Origin of the sequence: Microvirga lotononidis (assembly GCF_034627025.1) — a bacterium.
Taxonomy (GTDB): domain Bacteria; phylum Pseudomonadota; class Alphaproteobacteria; order Rhizobiales; family Beijerinckiaceae; genus Microvirga; species Microvirga lotononidis.
In genome coordinates this window covers 485,228-501,960 of the sequence record NZ_CP141049.1, presented here as the reverse complement: position 1 = coordinate 501,960, position 16,733 = coordinate 485,228, and the positions used below count along the sequence as shown (strand labels likewise).

General features: G+C 61.7%; 13 protein-coding genes and 1 tRNA gene. 3 read left to right on the top strand and 11 right to left on the bottom strand.

Annotation, left to right across the window (positions count from 1 at the left end):
* Positions 1 to 80: 80 nt before the first annotated feature.
* The 6 genes from recD2 to U0023_RS25830 all read right to left on the bottom strand — a co-directional run bounded on the left by recD2 (position 81) and on the right by U0023_RS25830 (position 7,366).
* Positions 81 to 2,279: an SF1B family DNA helicase RecD2 gene (gene recD2, locus U0023_RS25855; RefSeq protein WP_009489524.1), complete on the bottom strand. Its 2,199-nt coding sequence runs from the start codon at positions 2,277 to 2,279 to the stop codon at positions 81 to 83.
* Positions 2,280 to 2,729: 450 nt separating this feature from the next.
* Entirely contained in the window at positions 2,730 to 3,824 is a 1,095-nt protein-coding gene (locus tag U0023_RS25850) for a synaptic vesicle VAT-1 family membrane protein (protein ID WP_154660929.1), read from the bottom strand.
* Between the two features lie 72 nt (positions 3,825 to 3,896).
* Positions 3,897 to 4,685, bottom strand: coding sequence for a phosphodiester glycosidase family protein (locus tag U0023_RS25845; protein ID WP_009489521.1), 789 nt, complete (start codon positions 4,683 to 4,685; stop codon positions 3,897 to 3,899).
* 17 nt (positions 4,686 to 4,702) lie between these two features.
* Complete coding sequence (locus U0023_RS25840; protein ID WP_009489520.1) at positions 4,703 to 6,196, bottom strand: carboxypeptidase M32; 1,494 nt, start codon at positions 6,194 to 6,196, stop codon at positions 4,703 to 4,705.
* 123 nt (positions 6,197 to 6,319) lie between these two features.
* The gene (locus U0023_RS25835) at positions 6,320 to 6,817 is read right to left on the bottom strand and encodes a cupin domain-containing protein (protein ID WP_009489519.1); all 498 of its coding nucleotides are present in this window, start codon (positions 6,815 to 6,817) and stop codon (positions 6,320 to 6,322) included.
* 261 nt (positions 6,818 to 7,078) lie between these two features.
* Positions 7,079 to 7,366: a hypothetical protein gene (locus U0023_RS25830; RefSeq protein ID WP_009489518.1), complete on the bottom strand. Its 288-nt coding sequence runs from the start codon at positions 7,364 to 7,366 to the stop codon at positions 7,079 to 7,081.
* Positions 7,367 to 7,571: 205 nt separating this feature from the next.
* Between U0023_RS25830 and groES the strand changes: the two genes are divergently transcribed.
* Together groES and groL are read left to right on the top strand one after the other, a co-directional pair.
* The gene (gene groES / locus U0023_RS25825; protein WP_009489517.1) at positions 7,572 to 7,886 is read left to right on the top strand and encodes a co-chaperone GroES; all 315 of its coding nucleotides are present in this window, start codon (positions 7,572 to 7,574) and stop codon (positions 7,884 to 7,886) included.
* Between the two features lie 38 nt (positions 7,887 to 7,924).
* Entirely contained in the window at positions 7,925 to 9,571 is a 1,647-nt protein-coding gene (gene groL, locus U0023_RS25820; RefSeq protein ID WP_009489516.1) for a chaperonin GroEL, read from the top strand.
* Between the two features lie 244 nt (positions 9,572 to 9,815).
* Here groL and U0023_RS25815 read toward each other — a convergent pair.
* The 3 genes from U0023_RS25815 to U0023_RS25805 form a co-directional block, all read right to left on the bottom strand.
* Positions 9,816 to 9,896: transfer RNA gene (locus U0023_RS25815), tRNA-Thr, on the bottom strand.
* A 434-nt stretch (positions 9,897 to 10,330) separates the two neighbouring features.
* Positions 10,331 to 11,992 (bottom strand): type IV secretion system DNA-binding domain-containing protein, encoded by a 1,662-nt coding sequence (locus U0023_RS25810; RefSeq protein WP_322883842.1) that lies wholly within the window; start codon positions 11,990 to 11,992, stop codon positions 10,331 to 10,333.
* A gap of 2 nt (positions 11,993 to 11,994) precedes the next feature.
* On the bottom strand, positions 11,995 to 12,354 hold the full coding sequence (locus U0023_RS25805) for a hypothetical protein (protein ID WP_040638016.1): 360 nt from the start codon (positions 12,352 to 12,354) through the stop codon (positions 11,995 to 11,997).
* Between the two features lie 156 nt (positions 12,355 to 12,510).
* Between U0023_RS25805 and U0023_RS25800 the strand changes: the two genes are divergently transcribed.
* Positions 12,511 to 15,213: an AAA family ATPase gene (locus tag U0023_RS25800; RefSeq protein ID WP_040638015.1), complete on the top strand. Its 2,703-nt coding sequence runs from the start codon at positions 12,511 to 12,513 to the stop codon at positions 15,211 to 15,213.
* A 185-nt stretch (positions 15,214 to 15,398) separates the two neighbouring features.
* On the opposite strand, the gene U0023_RS25795 is transcribed toward U0023_RS25800, so the two are convergent.
* Both U0023_RS25795 and U0023_RS25790 read right to left on the bottom strand, forming a co-directional pair.
* Positions 15,399 to 16,127 carry a hypothetical protein gene (locus U0023_RS25795; protein WP_009489512.1) on the bottom strand — a complete coding sequence of 243 codons (729 nt, stop codon included), beginning with the start codon at positions 16,125 to 16,127 and terminating at the stop codon, positions 15,399 to 15,401.
* Positions 16,124 to 16,477, bottom strand: a complete 354-nt coding sequence (locus tag U0023_RS25790; RefSeq protein WP_154660928.1) for a ribbon-helix-helix domain-containing protein — start codon at positions 16,475 to 16,477, stop codon at positions 16,124 to 16,126. The genes U0023_RS25795 and U0023_RS25790 overlap by 4 nt, the downstream gene beginning before the upstream one ends.
* Between the last annotated feature and the right edge of the window lie 256 nt (positions 16,478 to 16,733).

The window sequence follows — 16,733 nt, the reverse complement described above, 5'->3', positions numbered from 1 at the left end:
TATTTTATCTCGAGCTTTGCGTATGGTGTTGGAATCCCACACCTTGGGCGCGTCATAACAAAGGAAGTTTGAGCTGTTGATCAGTGGGCAGCTAACCACTCCCGCAGTTTCGTCCAGCGCCTCTTCATCTGCCCGCCTCTAACTGCAATTCCGACTGCTTTCTTCTGGCCCACCAGAACGACCAACCGCTTGCCGCGGGTGACGCCTGTGTAGAGCAGATTCCGAGCCAGCATCGTGAAGTGCTGTGTTACGACCGGGATGATGACGGCGGGATATTCGGAGCCTTGCGACTTATGGATCGTAGTGGCATAGGCCGGCATCAGCGTATCGAGTTCGCCGAAGGGGTATGACACTTCTCGCCCATCGAACGAGGCGATCAAAGCTCCTTCCTCGTCGTCAATCCGCACCACTGTGCCGAGGTCGCCATTGAACACATCCCGGTCATAGTCGTTCTGGGTTTCCATCACGCGATCTCCCGGCGAGAAGCGCCAACCGAAGCGCTCGACCTTCGCAGGCGGATTGGGATTGAGCACCTCCTGAAGCTGGATGTTGAGGTTGCGGGCTCCGAGCACACCCCGGTTCATGGGACAGAGCACCTGGATGTCCTTCATCGGATCAAGGCCGAACCGGCGCGGCATCCGCTCCTTGATCATCTGGATGATCTTCGGCACACCTTCCTCGGGATCGGTGATTTCCACGAAGTAGAAGTCAGTCTCCTCGCCAGCCCTTGGCACCTCGGGCATCTGACCCTTATTGATCCGGTGGGCGTTGACCACGATCCGGCTTTCTGCCGCCTGCCGGAAGACCTCAGTCAGACGGGCGACTGGGATGCGCTCGGAGGCGATGACGTCGGCCAGCACCTGCCCCGAGCCGACAGAGGGTAACTGATCCACGTCACCCACCAGGAGCAAGCCCGCATGAGAGGGAATAGCCTTCGTCAAGGCATTCATCAGCGGCACGTCCACCATGGAGGTCTCGTCCACCACCAGCAGATCGCAGTCGAGCGGGTTCTCCTCGTTGCGCGAGAAGCCGCCGTGCTTTGGATCGATCTCCAGCAGACGGTGAATGGTCTTGGCCTCCAGGCCGGTCTGTTCGGTCATGCGCTTTGCTGCGCGTCCCGTCGGCGCCGCCAGCGCCACCTGCACGCCCTTGGCGACGAGCAGGCGCAGGATGGTGTCGAGCAGCGTCGTCTTGCCGACGCCTGGACCGCCGGTTACCACGGCTACCTTCGAGCCGAGCACCAGCTTCAGCGCCTCACGCTGCGAGGCCGCCAGGGTCTTGCCGGTGCGGCTCTCGACCCAGGGAATGGCCTTGTCGAGGTCGATCTCGGGCCAAGGTGCTGGACCAGACGCTCGCTCGATCAACCGGGAGGCAATCGCCTGCTCGGCCAAGTACAGCCCTTTCAGGAAGAGGCAGGTCTCCTCACCGATGGTGTCCGAGACGATCTCGCCCTTGGACAGCTCCTCGACGATGGCGGTGCGGATCAGGGCCTCATCCACTTCAAGGAGTTGCTCGGCCAGCCGGGTGAGAGCCTCGACCGGCAATGCGCAGTGCCCCTCATCCGTCGCTGTCTGGAGGGCGAAGGAGATACCAGCCCGGATGCGCTGAGGAGCAGTCTTTTCCATCCCGAGCTTGGCTGCAATGGCGTCCGCCGTCCGGAAGCCGATGCCACGCACGTCCTTGGCCAGCTGGTACGGGTCCTCGGTCATGACTTGAACGGACTCATAGCCGTAGGTCTTGAAGATCCGTACGGCTCGCGCCGTGCCGACCCCGTGCGCGTGGAGGAAAATCATGATCTCCCGCACCGCCTTCTGCTCAGCCCAGCCCGCCACAATGCGAGAGGCCCGCATAGGGCCGATGCCGGGCACCTCCGTGAGGCGCTCAGGGGCGGCCTCAATGATCTCAAAGGTGTCCACGCCAAAGGCAGCGACGATGCGCTTGGCCATAGCTGGCCCGATGCCGCGCATCTGGCCTGAGGCCAGATACTTCTCAATGCCCTCTGCCCCAGTCGGCGGGGTGGTCTTCAAAACCTCGGCCTTGAATTGGAGGCCGTGCGTGCGGTCGCTGATCCATAGTCCGCTTGCCGTGATCCACTCCCCGGCCGACACCGCCGGGGTATGGCCCACGACTGTCACAAGGTCACGTTTGCCCCGCGTATGCACCTTCAGGACGGCAAAGCCATTGTCCGCATTGTGGAAAGTGACGCGCTCCACCGAACCCGCGAGCGTCTCGAGGGCAGGCCTCTGATCAGTTTGTGATGGGCGAATCATCTGGTTCATGGTGCCTGCCAGGGAAGGTTCCTGGGCTCTCCGACTGTATCGTTGGATGGCACCGCTGACGAGGATGCTCTCCCTATATTGGCATCAGATGTTCTTGGTTCGTTTCAAGGCTTTTTTGCGGCGATTCGGCTTGACACGACCGTGAGGAAGGGCAATTCGCGGGTCCAGTTGTGATGCTGAGGTTGCAAGCGTCAAATCTGAACAGTCACAGAGTTCTGCTCGGTTTCCACAGACGAAAAGGAATGTGGTTAACCATTGGTTAGCAAAGCGATACTCAGGAGATGGCTGCGGATTTGGAGGTGAAGATGGACAACGGATCGGATGGAGGCGAGCGACCCGTGGCAATCTCCGATACCGAACTCCTGCGCCGGATCGGGCAAGATCTCCGTTCTATTTATGCCGAGGTGATCAGGCAGCCTCTTCCCCAGCGTATTCAGGCAACTCTGGCGCTCATTGATCGGGAGCAGAGGCTCCCTGAACAGTTGCCTCGTTCGCTGACGCACTGAAGCGCGGCGCTGTTCGCAAGACCAACTTGCCCGTGGTTTCGCCTGACTCCAGAACTCGGTGAGCTTGAGCCACATCTTCCAATGCAAAAGAACGAACCTTGGGGACCCGAATGTCCCCCGCTTCTAACCAGGCGGTGAGATCGTTCACAGCCGCGTGCAACAGGTCGGCACGCGGAAAGAGGAACGACAAATTGAACGCCACGACACCTTTGTTCTCGCTTGTCATCGACAAAGGATTGAAGCGTGGCATCCTCAGCATTCCAAGGGTCGCCTTGAGGTAGTTGATGTGCCCACCCTGTTTGGGCAACAAACTATGAAAGCCATAGACCAACAGCTTACCCGTGGGCTTCAGATGGGCGTAGCTTTGCGCCAAAGTTTCAGGGCCGTTCGCATCAAAGATTAAGTCGTAGCCGTCAGGGCAGAGGCGCTTGGTCTCATCCCAAAGCGAATGAGTGGATTTGTCGATCACGGCGTCTGCGCCGAGCCGGCGCACATACTCGACCTTGTGACTTCTCCCCACCACTCCTGTCACATGCAGATTGTGCAGCTTGCATAATTGGACGAGCGCCGACCCTACGCCGCCGCCGGCCGAATGCACGAGCACCCTCATGCCGGGCCGAATTACCACGTTCTGCAGCAGGCCATGATAGGCGGTGAGATGGACGGCCAGGAGACCGGCGGCGGCCTCGAAGTCGAGCGCCCTAGGCTTGGGCCATACCAGATCCGCCGGGGCACACACGTGCGTGGAATAGCCGTTGAAGAGAGTGACCCCAAACACCGGGTCGCCGGGTTTCACATGCTTGACCTCACGGCCAACGTCTTCCACCCAGCCTGAATATTCGAATCCGGGCGTGATCGGCCAGCCCACAAACCGACGCGCGGACTCGTACACGCCCCAGCGAACACAGATGTCAGCATAGTTCACACCCACTGCCTCGGTGCGGATCAAAACCTGACCCTCGCCAGGTTTGGGCACGGGATGAGTTTCAAGCTTCAGCTGCTCGTACCCGCCGGCTTTGTGAATGACCACTTTCTGCATAGACCCTGAAGGCATCGCCGTTCCGCCTCTAGCTTCCGCCTGAAACGTCTGCACTGCCACTGAAGCCACCTACTATGGGCGCCGGCGTAAGGCCCCGACGATCGGCCCCATGGGCATGAGTGTGTCCATCCGCTCCAATGAAGGGGCATAGAGGCTGGAGACACTTCCATCCAAAAACAGAGCATTCGGACAACCTAGCTCGTCCCGGAACAAACGAGCGAATGTGCTGAACGTGACTGGGTCTTCTGAAATCGCAAACACGACCGCGTCTTGGCCTTTCACGCCGACGCCATTCCGGATCTTGCGGGAGGTGCTTTGTTCTGAAAACTGAGGGTGGATCTTCCCGTCGTTGACGAGCATTGGGCCCGATTGCGTCGCGAAGTCCGGCCTGATTTTCCGCTTCAGATAGGCTCCTGTCTCAAGCACGCCTGCCTGACGGCCTTTGACATAGAAGATGCCGTTGGGCTTGAGGTGGAAGTTACCGGGCCCGTTCCTTGTGTTGGTCGCCTTCAGCTCTTTTCCGTTCTCAACGTAAAGTCTTACGGGCGAGCGGTCCTCATGGTACATGCCGGCATTCATCGCAATAGCAAGGCGTGAACCCTCCGGCGTCCCTCTCAACCGATCAAACGAGCCAAGGACTTCCCCGTTCGGCCCGCGCCAGAACAGCCTGACCTCGTATTGTCGGAGATCCACCGTACAAACCACGAAGCCGCTATCAGCGTATCGGACTGGCCGACATGGATCGCTGACGGGCTGAGCCGCTGCACGTCCGGGAAGCAGCCCAAGAGACATAAGGACTGTAAACAGGATGGTGGCTATCCGCGAAAACGCTCGGTCCAGAGTGAAGATGATGGATCTCATGTGCAGCTTACGCCCCTTCAGCGTCCGAGGTATCGTTCCCGCAGGTGAGCGCGGAAGACCTCAGCAGTCAGCGGTCGCCCGGTTGCCGCCACGAGAAGCTGATCGGTGGTCATCAGGCTGCCCTTGGCATGAACGTTGGCGCGCAGCCATGTCCGTAGTGGCGCGAAATCACCCTTGGCCAGCCCTGGGAGGATGTCCGCATCGACCTGACAGGCAGCTCTGAAGAGCTGGGCCGCCGTCATGGCGCCAAGGGTATAGGTTGGGAAGTAGCCCCAGGCGCCGCCTGGCCAGTGGATATCCTGCAAGCATCCCAGGCTGTCATTGGGAACTGTGAGACCGAGAAGCTTTTTGACATCGTCATTGAACGCTGAGGGCAAGTCCTGGACCGGGAGGTCGCCACCAATCAGCGCCTTGTCGAGTTTATAACGGACCAGGATGTGGGCCGGGTAGGTGATCTCGTCGGCATCCACGCGGATGAAGCCGGGCTCCACCTTGGTTAGGAGCCGGTGGAGGTTGTCCGGGCTCCAGGCTGGACCCTCTCCCTGGAAAGTCTCCCGCACGAGGGGGGCAAGATAGGTGACGAACTCCCGGCTGCGGCAGGCCTGCATCTCGATGAGCAGCGACTGGCTCTCGTGCAGGCTCATCCCGCGCGCCAGCCCGACCGGCTGACGCCGCCACAGTTCCGGGCGGCCCTGCTCATAGAGCGCGTGACCAGTCTCATGAAGCACCCCCATGAGTGCGCTCATGAAGTTGGCCTCGCTGTAGCGGGTGGTGATCCGGACGTCGCCCGTGGATCCGCCGCAGAACGGATGCAGGCTCACATCCAGCCGACCCCGGTTGAAATCGAACCCGACGGCCTTCATCAACTGCTCGCCGATGCGTCGCTGATCATCGGCAGGGAAGGGGCCGTTGAGTGGCTGGATGGCGGGGAGTTCCTTCTGGCGCTCCTGCGCCTCCTGGATTAGGGCGGGCAGCTCGGCGCCGAGATCGGCAAAAAGACGATCTATGGTCGCCTGGCGGAGGCCCGGATCGTAGCTGTCGAGGAGAGCATCGTATGGGGACAGCCCCAACGCCTCGCCTTTGACTTGGCCGATCTGCCGCTGGAAGGCGAGCACCTGGGACAGTTGCGGCAGGAGCAGGGCAAAATCGCCGTTCTGCCTGGCCTCGCGCCACACCAGCTCCGCCCGGGAGACGGCTCTCGAGCTCGCCTCGACGAGGTCGGCCGGAACCGCGGCGGCATGGAGATAGATCCGCCGCATCTCACGTAGATTGGCGCGCTGCCAATTGTCGAGGCGATCACTGCCCTGATCCGCCTGGTCCAGCAGGTCGCCCATGTCAGGGGTGGTGAGAAGCTCATGGGCGATGCCCTTGAGAGTTGCGAGCTGATCGGACCGACTGTCGGCGGCGCCCTCCGGCATCAGGGTTTCGGAATCCCATTGCAGAATGCCGATCGCGTCCTCGATCGAGCTGATGCGGGCAAAGCGTTCTTCCAGCGTCTTGTAGGCTTGCATGTGGGCGTAAATTCCGTCCTTGGGGTGATCTTGCGGGCAAGCGAGCGGGCAGAGTGAACCCGCAGGCGGCCCAGATAAAGCAACGGCTACATTTGAGCCTGTCTCTGAGCCGCTGTCCTGGCCCTATTCTGGGTGCTTGTGGATCGGGTCAATCCAGTAGACTTCTTCTGGTTGCTCGACCGGGTCCACATCGGTGATGTTCACCACGACGGCCTCGTTGTCGCTGCGTACCAGGACACACTCCAGCGGGTCGTTGGGGCTGGCGTTGATCTCTTGATGGGGCACGAAGGGCGGCACATAGATGAAGTCGCCTGGTCCGGCCTCCGCCACGAACTCCAAACGCTCACCCCAGCGCATGCGGGCTTTGCCGCGTATCACATAGATGACGCTCTCCAGCTCGCCGTGGTGGTGCACCCCGGTCTTAGCATTCGGCTGGATCGACACCGTGCCCGCCCAGATCTTCTGGGCCCCCACCCGAGCATGATTGATCGCGGCCTGGCGAAACATGCCTGGGGTCTGGGCAGTGTTCGGATCGAGGCGGTCGCCCTTGATCACCTGAACGCCGTGGTGCTTCCAGTGCTCGTGCGGATCGTGGGCGTTGTCGTGGTTGTGGTCGGCCATGGCACCCTCCGAGACAGTTTGGCTTTTGTCCTTGCCACGGATCACCAGCAAGAGACCAAGGGTAAATAAAGCTCATTCAGGCTCCGATGAGACGTCATACTACTCATCTGTCTGAGCTTCATCAGGTGAGGCGAAACAGGTCTGGGCCCCCTGACAATAGGATTGATACGCTGCATGCTGAGCTGCGGGTGGTCTTGCTAGATCCAGAGTTCGAGGCCTAGGGAAACCATCGAAGACGCAGTATTATTGCATTGGCTCTGATTAGCCCAACGATATTTTGATTCGAGCCAGCCCTTCCTTGGTCAGCGGGTCGATCCTGAGAAGGTTATGTCCCCCAGACGAAACCCGCTTCGAGAAGATGAGGCGCACGTAGCCACTCCCGTTGAGAGGAAGGAAGTACACACCATCGGACTCTCCTGCCAGGTAGCAGCGCAAGCCGACGTAGAAGCTCTCCTCGTATCCTTTGATCGCGCGGCGGATCGCCGGGTGGATGACAAGTGTCGTCTGCTTGCTCTCACAGACCTCCTCAACAGCCTCAAAACTCAACACGACTGAACCTCCAAACGGCCAAGCAGCCTATGGGTCAACGTCGCTCCCGAGGATCCGGTTCTCTCCGGGCTCACCTATCCATAAGGATGGGCTTGCAGCCCTCCCGGCCCCATGATTATCTCCGGTTAGCACTCTCATGCGCCGAGTGCTAATGCTGCTGTCTGGCGCAGACGAGTGCCCCAATTCTAAGAACGAGGAGGCACCCATGACCTTTCGCCCATTGCACGACCGCGTGGTCGTCCGCCGCATCGAAGCCGAAGAGAAGACGGCTGGCGGCATCATCATCCCGGACACTGCCAAGGAAAAGCCGCAAGAGGGCGAAGTCGTCGCCGTCGGCCACGGCACTCGCGACGAGAGCGGCAAGGTGGCTGCTCTCGACGTGAAGGCCGGCGACCGTGTGCTCTTCGGCAAGTGGTCCGGTACCGAGGTGCGTATCGACGGTCAGGATCTCCTGATCATGAAGGAATCCGACATCATGGGCGTGCTCGAGCAGACCGCCGAAGCCCAGAAGGCCGCCTGAGCGGCGCCACACGACAATTATCATCAGGAGGAAAAACGATGGCAGCCAAAGAGGTCAAGTTCGCCGCGAATGCCCGCGAAAAGATGCTGCGCGGCGTCGACATCCTCGCCGATGCGGTGAAGGTCACGCTGGGCCCCAAAGGCCGCAACGTGGTGATCGAGAAGAGCTTCGGTGCGCCCCGCATCACCAAGGACGGCGTTACCGTCGCCAAGGAGATCGAGCTCTCCGACAAGTTCGAGAACATGGGCGCCCAGATGGTCCGCGAGGTAGCAAGCAAGACCAGCACCGTGGCAGGCGACGGTACCACCACCGCGACGGTTCTGGCCCAGGCCATCGTTCGCGAGGGCGCCAAGTCAGTGGCCGCCGGCATGAACCCGATGGACCTCAAGCGCGGCATCGACATGGCTGTCGCGGAAGCCGTCAAGGACATCCAGGCCCGCGCCAAGAAGGTGGCCTCGTCCGAGGAGATTGCGCAGATCGGCACCATCTCCGCCAATGGCGATGCCGAGGTCGGCCGCATGCTGGCGGAAGCCATGCAGAAGGTCGGCAACGAGGGCGTGATCACGGTCGAGGAGGCTAAAACGGCTGCAACCGAGCTCGCTGTGGTCGAGGGCATGCAGTTCGACCGCGGCTATCTTTCTCCCTACTTCATCACCAATACCGAGAAGATGGTGGCCGAGCTCGAGGATCCCTACATCCTCATCCACGAGAAGAAGCTCTCCTCCCTGCAAGCCATGCTGCCGATCCTCGAGGCTGTTGTTCAGACTGGCAAGCCGCTGCTGATCATCGCGGAGGATATCGAGGGCGAGGCTCTTGCAACATTGGTCGTGAATAAGCTGCGGGGTGGCCTCAAGATTGCGGCCGTGAAGGCTCCGGGCTTCGGTGATCGCCGCAAGGCCATGCTCGAGGATATCGCTGTTCTGACCGCCGGCCAGACGATCTCCGAAGACCTCGGCATTAAGCTCGAGAACGTGACCCTCGATATGCTGGGTCGGGCCAAGACCATTCGGGTGGAGAAGGAAAACACCACCATTGTCAGCGGGGCCGGTGACCGGCGGGACATCGAAGCGCGCATTCAGCAGATCAAGGCACAGATCGAGGAGACCACCTCAGACTACGACCGTGAGAAGCTCCAGGAGCGCTTGGCCAAGCTCGCGGGCGGTGTTGCGGTGATCCACGTCGGCGGGAGCACCGAGATTGAAGTCAAGGAGAAGAAGGACCGTGTCGACGACGCGCTGCATGCCACAAAGGCCGCAGTTGAGGAGGGCATTGTCCCCGGCGGCGGAACGGCTCTGCTGCGCGCCAAGGCGGCCGTCGCCAAGCTGAAGAGCGACAATCCAGACATCCAAGCCGGCATCAACATCGTGCTGCGTGCGCTCGAGGCTCCAATCCGCCAAATCGCCGAGAACGCCGGGGTGGAAGGTTCGATCGTGGTCGGCAAGATCACCGACAACACAAAGTCCGAGACCTTTGGCTTCGATGCCCAAACCGAGGAGTTCGTCGATCTGCTCCAGGCCGGGATCGTCGATCCAGCGAAGGTTGTTCGCACGGCTCTCCAGGATGCTTCTTCAGTGGCCGGGTTGCTGGTCACCACCGAAGCCATGGTGGCCGAGTTGCCGAAGAAGGAAGCCGCTCCGGCCATGCCAGGCGGAGGAATGGGCGGCATGGGAGGCATGGATTTCTAAGTCCAGCCACCTGCGGTGTGAGGCCCTGGAGTAGTCCAGGGCCTTTTTCATCGGTGTAGAAGCAGGCTGCTAATCGTAGACTCCGGAGAGGCACCGATACCTTGCAGGGGCTCGACGGTGGTCCAAGAAGGTGGTACACATGACCAAGTCAGAGGCAGGATAAGTCTTTGATTTTGCTGGACCAATCCTTATAATGGTACAATCCTCTCCTGGGCACCAAGTGGCTGTCCCATCCAAATTCAGGTGGTGAGGGAGGATTCGAACTCCCGAAAGGTTACTCCTATGCCGCATTACCAGCGCGGTATCCTGACCAGAGACAGGATGAGGGCAAGCTCAGGAGGCATATCAGGGGACCCGTTTCAGTTTATTGGAACGATTATCGGACCCTAAAAGGCGGAAACCCTGGCCACATAGCCCTCAGCACACCTTCAGCGCTTGATGAAGGCGCGGCGGCTTCGGGCCTGCTTCGCCATCGCTCCGGGCGCGGCTACCGCTTGCGCGCCTGGACAGCTTTTGCGGGAGGCCGAGCCTCCCCGTTCACAAGGCCGCCGCCGTCGGCGACATTCTCAGGACCATGAAGAAGGGGAGAGAAGAGAGGCGCGGCCCTCTCTCCCCAGCAACCTGAAAATCCGGTCTCCTCATCTTTCGGACCGAGGCCCTGCGAGGACCCCTAACGAGGCCCGGGCGTGAGGGGAGGGCGGTTCCACGAGCTTGAAGCACCGATTCTAAGCAAAAGACCGAAGAACCGGTGCTTCATTCTCAGGCTGCCATATCCTGCGGCCAGATACGGACTGTCGGTAGGCCTTGGCTGAACTTCACATAGCCATGGCCTCGACTGAGCGCCGAGATCTGCTCCGGCATCACGGCGCGCTTGGTGCGGTGCTGCACAATCTCGGTCTCGCTGTTGCTTTTGGTCGAGGCGAAGGAGGTTGGATTGTCCCTGGTCTGCGTACCACGTTGCAGACGGGTTTCCTCGACCTCCACGTCGCCGAGCGTCTTCGAGGACCACTCGGCGAGCCGGTGATCGGAGGCGCGCATGATCACTCTGTTACTGAGGGAGGCCAGCACCGTATCGGCTCCAGCCTCGCCATAGAGCTCGACCAGTTGCGTGCGGCTTTGGACGCCGACCAGGATGCGCACGCCCTTCTTGCGCAGGCGCGAGACCGCATCGCGGAAGCGGCCCAGCGCTCCGAGCGCATCCATCTCGTCGATTACGATCCAGACCGGCGGGGCGTCGTCAGGCCGTTCGAGGCCGGCCGTCACCAGGATGTCAGCCCAGGTGGCAAGCAGGGTCTTATGGGCTGCGATGTTGGTCGCGTCATAGGGCAGCCAGAGCCAGCGCGTGTCCTCAGCTATGAAGTGGCGCAGGGAGAAGTCGCCACCCTTCATGTACTTCCAGCCGGAGACGAAGGGCACGAGAGTTGAACGCACTGAGGCGAGGAAGGCCTTGTTGTCATCGCTGCAATGGGCGGCTGCCGCCGTGCCTTCGAGAGCGATTGCAAGCTCCGTCCGGTCGGCGACGGTGCACAGGCGCAGCAGTTCGGCATTGGAGGATTGCGCCCCGACATTGTGCCCGAGATTGGCGAGCAGATCGCGGGCGAAGTTGCGCCAATCGGCGCTCGCCCCAAAGCCCTCAGGAACGACGGAGGCGGCGAGCAGTTCCCAATCGTGTGGCGCGCGCACTTCGTTGCGCAGATCCCAGCCCGGCGAGCCTTCCTCAGCTGGGGACAGCGAGACTGCATCGACTTTCGGGAACTGACGCCGGAAGGCGCCACCATGATCAAAGCAGATCACCCGGTCGCCGCGCTTTGCGAGGTCATGCAAGGTCTGGGCGATGAGAAAGGATTTGCCGGAGCCGGAGGAGCCGGTAATCAGGGTGTGTTCGGTCTCGACGAAATGCGGCATAGGAAGCCCGCCGACGCGGATCATGTCCTGCTCATGGGCGGTCGTGACGATCTTGGCCCAGGGCTTTTTGGCCAGGCGCTCGATGTGCCGGACCTTCATGCCCTTGGGCGAGCCGTAGGCGATCAATTCCGCAGCCCCGTAGGCCATGTCGTTGAGGACGCGGGCCCCACGCAGACGGCGCTCGGAATAACGCTGCTTGCCCTTGAACAGGCCGAGGCGCTTAAGACCGGCGTATGCGCCGACGGCGATGAGGGCTTCGAGGACGCCAGCGCCGATCATCGGCCCCCGGATCGGATCGATGAAGCCGAACTTGTTCACAACTCCGAAGGCCCAATCGATGGTAGCCCAGGGGCGGGCGATCAGGGCCGGGATCGCCTCCCAGCGCCACAGGAAAGCGTCATAGACGACGGCGAAGAGAGCGAAGTAGAGGCAAAAGATCACGCCAAGCGCCAGGACGAGGCCGATCCAGAACGGAGCCATGGATTCGCCGGGAGAAGGTTTGGTCGCTTCCGCCATAGTCAGCCTCCGATCTCGGCGAGCAGATCGGCCATCACGGCGCGGTCGCGGTCATTGAGGTAATCAAACAGAGATTCCCGCAGCAGAGCGGCCAGGCGCGGATCGCCCTTGGCGTGCAGGACCCAGCCGCCCAGAATCACCTTCTGCTGGGTTTCGATCTTGCGGCGCTTTTCGGCAAGGGCCGCGGTCTTTTGGGCCAGGCGCAGCTCAGCCAGATCGAGCGAGAGGCGGCGCAGGCGCAGCTTCTCGGCGGGGGTTGCAGTTTTGGCCTTCGACTTGTCCCGCAGCCTCTCGATCTCGGCGAGAATGCCAACGGCTGGATCAGCCGTCTTTGCCGCCCCAGACGGAGCAGCGTTATTCACTTCGATACTCATCGTTTGTTGTCAGTCCCCTTTGAATGACGGGGAGGCTGATATTGACGCCAGCCAAGCTTGGCAATAGGCTCCGAAGGAGTTTCAGACGCAATATACAAAATGCTTGTGCATTTTGTGCGCTCTCCGAGGGGTATGACATCCCGCATGGCCATCGAGTTTGCCTCCGTCGCGATTGTACGTGCCGGCTCCGGCTCTGCCGTGGGCCTATCGCATTACATCGATCGCTCGAACGGACGCGATCGAGTCAGCGGCACGAGCTATTGCTTCGATGGCAAGGACGTCGACGTGCTGGCGCGGGGGCTGATGGTTCCCGAGACTGCGCCGGACTGGGCGTTCGATACGAATGCCTTGTGGAACGCCGCAACAGAGCGTGAATTGGTGCGGGACCGCAAGACCGGCGAGCTGCGGTTTTCGCGCCACGGCGAGCCGCAGGTGGCCAAGTCCTACGTGCTCGCGCTGCCAAAGGAATTGTCGGCCGAGGACAACCGCGCGCTGCTGCAATCCTGGCTCGATCGGAAGTTCGCCCAAGCAGGTGTCGCGGTACAATGGGCAATCCACCGCGATCATGGCGAGAACGGCAACGTGCATGCGCATGTTCTGGTCTCGACGCGCCGGCTTGGACCTGACGGATTCGGGGCCAAGGCGCGCGAGCTCAATCCGGAATTTGCGCGCGCGCCCGGGCTTCAAAAGGGCTTTATTGCGGAGACCGGTGCGCTGACACGGGAGTGGCGATCGTTCCAGGATGAATTCTTCCGGGCGCGCGGGCTGGCGCTCACCGTCGATCCGTCGCGGATGACACCGCAATTGCATCTCGGGGCCGCGTTTCGAACCGAGACCTCGGCACTGCACCAGGCCAATGCGGCGCGGGCGGAAAAAGAACGGGAGAACGCGCGCCGGCCGGAGCGAGTTTTGGCCCACCTGACGGCGCGCGCCGCCACGTTCACGGCGCGCGATCTCGACACGTATTTGACGAAGTCCAGCCTGCCGGCCCAGGAGATTGAGACCGCACGTGCCGCGGTACTCGGCCACGTCGATCTGGTGCATCTCGATGAGCGGCAATCCGGACGCGACGGGCAGGTGCTGGTCAGTGAGCGCTTCACCACCAAGGCGGTGTTGGAACAGGAGCGCGGCATCCTCGCCGATGCCGGTGCGCTGACCCGGCAATCCGCGCATCCAGTGCCCGCGCGGGCGATGAAGGCCGCGCGGTCGTCGCGAACGCTTGATGGTGAGCAGGAGCGGGCATTGGTTTATGCGACGCAAGGGCAGGGGCTTGCCGTCATCCGCGGCCGGGCCGGCACGGGCAAGTCCTACACCATGGCGGCGATCCGGGAGGCGCATGAGAGCAGTGGCTACCGAGTGATCGGGCTGGCCCCCACCAACACGGTGGCAGCCGACATGCGCAAAGACGGTTTTGGCGAAGGCCGCACGGTGGCCTCCGAGATGCTGCGGCAGGAGCGCGGCCGTGAGACCTGGGATGCGCGCACGGTGGTGATCGTGGACGAAATGGGCATGCTCTCGCACCGGGATATGGAGCGGGTCCTGTCACATGCGCGCGAGACCGGGGCAAAGGTGATCGGGCTTGGCGACGAGCGGCAACTGGCGAGCGTCGAGCGCGGCGGCATGTTCGCTCTGGTGGCGGAGGAGGCGAGGGCGGTTGAACTGACCCAAGTGCGCCGGCAGCGGCACGAGTGGCAGCGCCAGGCGAGTGCGGCGGCGGCGCGGGGTGATCTGTCGGCGACGGTGCGGGCCTACAGCGAACGCGGGGCGGTGCGCTGGTCCTCCGATCTGGTGCAGGCGCGCGCTGATCTGGTTCGTGATTGGACGGAGGTGGTGCGCACGCAAGGCCCGACCCAGCCGCTGCCCTTTGTCTACGCCGCGACCAATGACGCGGTGGATGCGCTGAACCGAGATCTGCGCCAGGCGCGCATCGCGCTCGGCCAGATTGATGAGGAGGCCGGCCGCACCTTTGCGACCGAGAAGGGCGAGCGGCAGCTGGAAACCGTGGTCAGCCCCGGCGACCGGGTCACGTTCCACGCCACCGTGCGTGATCGGGCGGCAAATCTTGAGCTGCGCAATGGGGAGGGCGGGGTTGTGACCCGCATCCAGGACAGTCGGCTCACGGTGCATCTAGACGGCGGTCGGGCCGTGACCTTTGACGCCGTGAAGCACCGCGGCTGGGGCTTGGGCTATGCCGGCACGGTGTACAAGGGGCAGGGCAAGACACAAAGGGAGGTCATGACCCTCTACGATCATGCCCATGCCTGGCGGCGGGAAGCGAGCTATGTGGCGCTGACCCGGCACGCGCAGGACCTGAAGGTCTATGCCAGTCAGGATCTGGCGCGAGATGAGGTGGCCTTGGGGCGGCAGATGGAGCGCGGGGGCGGCAAGGCGGCAGCTTTGAGCTACACCCTTGCCGAACCCAGGCAGCAGGAGCAGACACGCGAGCGCCAGGCGGAGAGGGCGGGCACGCCAGAGGGTGAGCGGCAGCCGGCGCGCGAATGGACGCAGGAACACCAACTCGGGCCGGTCACCGCCGAGGACCGGCAGCGGCGGATGGAGGAGGCCAGGATGCGGGCACAAGGCGACAAGGTGCAGGAGATAACGGCGGAGGAGCGCCGGGCCAGGATGGAGGAAATTCGCTTGCGCAGCGGCGGTGCCGAGAGAGCGCTGACCGCCGAGGAGCGGCAGGCGCGCATGGCCCAGGTGCGGCAGGAGCAGGAACTACGCCAGCAGGCGGCGCGGGAGGGGCGGGAGCACAACAGCGCCACGCGTGATCGAATGGAAGAGCGGAGCCAGGACCGGGTACAAGAGCGTAGTCGCGACCAAGAGGGGGGGTGGGAACGGTGACCTTTTCGGCGAGGAAAAGTTCGCTTTCGACGTGCAAGGCAACCGCGGTCGAACCTCTGTGACGGCGGCGCGCTGATTGAAACCGGCGAGTGAGATTGCTCTCCCAAGCGGGAGAAATTGGGGAGGAGCAGGCCGCTGTCCTGCTGCTCCCCGTGGTCGATCGAGCCTGCTCGGAACCGATAGGCTTATGGGAGCCCATGCGCTCTGTCAGCGAGCAGAGTTTTCGGCTTTTTCACACGCCACAGGAGAGCTTCCTTGGGTGATGGGCGACGCGGCTCAAGCCCCGCTTCCGGCGTGCCCCCAGGCATCACGTAGGCCCAATAGGCCCCTTCACCATCAAGATAATGGCGGGCCTCCTCGCGGGAGAGGAAGATCACCCCCTGCTCGCTTAAACGCTTCCAAACCGTTTTGACCCAGAGACTCTGACCATCAGGCTCCAGGGCGATCCCTCTCAACCTGTCATAGCGCCCGGGAGGCCAGCCATCAGGGGTATCCTCCGTATAAGTCCCATAGATGGATGAGAGGAACTCACCCCCCGAGGCGCTGGGCAAGAAGCGGATGAGGGTGAAGTTGGAACCACTCAGGCGTGTGGTATCGATGCGGCTGAGGGCCTCCTGGAAGAGAGCGGCTTTGTCATCGTCTTCCCATTCGATCATCTCCCGCTGGACACGTTCAACAACCTGGATATCAGGCCTGTGATCCGTTCGCAGGCACTCAATCAGATCAAAAATGAAGGCGGTGTGCGGTGTCCAGGACCTGCGGTTTAGCGCTTGGTCCAATTGGAACACAAGTTCCTGATCCTCCGCGCGGAATTGGCGTCGTCCCCGGTCCGGATCGAGGTTTAGCTTTGTGCACAACTCGCGATAGCGCGGGTGGTCCCAATCATAAGATCCTGATCTGATAAAGGCGATCACATCATCCAGCAATGGATGCCGAGAGCGTCCATCCGCGGTGTCATGGGGTCGGCGGGATTAAAGACGACAAGGTTTGTTATATGCCGATACGTCGCGACCATGACCCCAACATGCAGTTGGCCATCATCGGAGAAAAACTCCGCCTGCGGACCATATTGTCCGATCTCGACCGTGGGCGGCCGGTATTGTGCCACCATCAGTGATCTCTCCTGTAGCTCTCTTACCAAAAGCTCTCGTGCCACGGATGACGAATCCCGTCCAAGACCGGCAGCATAGCGATCCAAACTGGCTTTCAGCTCACTGCAGACGCGGACGGAGAGGGTTTCACTCTTCTTTTGAGGTGCGCTCATTTAGGGGCCTGGTGTTGCCGCGGGAGACTAGCGGGAACATGGGAACGAGCAATTTTTATCGCGTGTGACAACTGGAAAACCGTGTCACACGCAAGACCAAAGGCTTCCCAAGGGTGTTCGGCATTCATCCGCCTGTCCTCGCGGATTGGCGCGAACAAAGTTCAGCGTCTCACCACGTCCTTGATGGCTTTTGTCAACAGGTGTTGGATTCCGTTTTTCCCGCAAAGTGTGTGACGGCGGTAGCAGTTTCGCAGGC